Genomic DNA, 1,138 nt, shown 5'->3' on the forward strand with positions numbered 1-1,138 from the left:
TTGCTCTGCCGAGAGGCCATATGCCGCCTCGGCGTCCAGGATGCTTTGCAGACGAGCGGGCACGCTGTCTTCAGAAAGCGTCCGGAAGCCAATTCTCTTGTAGAATGGCTCATTCCATTCCACGCCTCGAAACGTCGTCAGCGTGACGGCGGTCAAGCCCTGCAATCTCGCCTCATCGAAGGCATGTGTGAGAAGGGCTCGGCCGAGACCCAGACCTTGAAAGTCGTAGCCGACGGACATTTCCCAGATATGGAGCACGTCGTCAAAGCGCTCCGCGCTCAAGAAGCCGATCGGTCCATCGTCCGGATCGGTTGCCACCCACGAGTGACCGCCCGCCATCAGCTCCAGATGCCGATCGGCGGACTGAACCGCACCATCGACGAGCCATGCAAGCTCTGGAACGGATGCAAATGCGCGTGCCGCGGATCGCTCGATGGCAGGCAGGCTCTCTGCATCGTCCGGTCGCATTTTGCGTATTCGCATCATTGCCTCAAACCCCAACCGTGCCGAGTTTGCGCGTTTTTCAACCAACCTCAAGGGATCAATTGATGATCCTTCACGACGTTGTCTGCTCCCGCGAACGCACGCGACCTTCGCTGGTCCGAACGTGCAAAAAACCCTCCCCGGCGAACCGAGGAGGGCGATATTTCAGATTGCCTAGTGTGTGATGCGCTGCTGCTTAACGGACAGCGGTCTCCAGCAGCCCCTCTGCGTCACCGGGCACGATCCTTACGATCGATGACCGCACAGAACCGGTATCGGCATTCCTGGCGACGATGCTGCTTATCGCCTTTTCCAGGAATGTCCGGCTGTTTTGGAGCCCGTCATCCCAGTCGAGGTAATAGCTGTCGTCGCCAATCCTCCACGCGCCGGTTCGAACAACGCCGTTGGGCATCCGCGCGGCAGCCCTGCCATCGGAACCGAAGTAAAACGGTACCTCTCCTTGGCCCAACGCCGAGCCTTCGGCAAGGCGGTGATAGGCGGTCGCCCCACGAAGGAGCCCGTCRATTTGATCGCTTTTCATATTCTTCCCGGATGTTCGTGGTGACTTATTTTGGGTCAGATGACGAAGAAGTCCTTGTAGGTCATCTTGAGGTTCTTCGAGAGCGTGGCGATCTGCACCTGAGCGGATGAACCC

At 58.7% G+C, this 1,138-nt stretch carries 2 protein-coding genes; both read right to left on the reverse strand.

Annotated features, from left to right (window positions below; all coding sequences use genetic code 11):
• A partial coding sequence (locus AC1DT3_RS22100; protein ID WP_477467318.1) for a GNAT family N-acetyltransferase occupies positions 1 to 468 on the reverse strand: 468 nt, incomplete at its 3' end.
• A gap of 211 nt (positions 469 to 679) precedes the next feature.
• Positions 680 to 1,138 (reverse strand): hypothetical protein (locus AC1DT3_RS22105; RefSeq protein ID WP_477467319.1); only part of this gene is annotated, 459 nt, incomplete at its 5' end.

This window comes from Microvirga sp. P4_G7 (genome assembly GCF_056401005.1).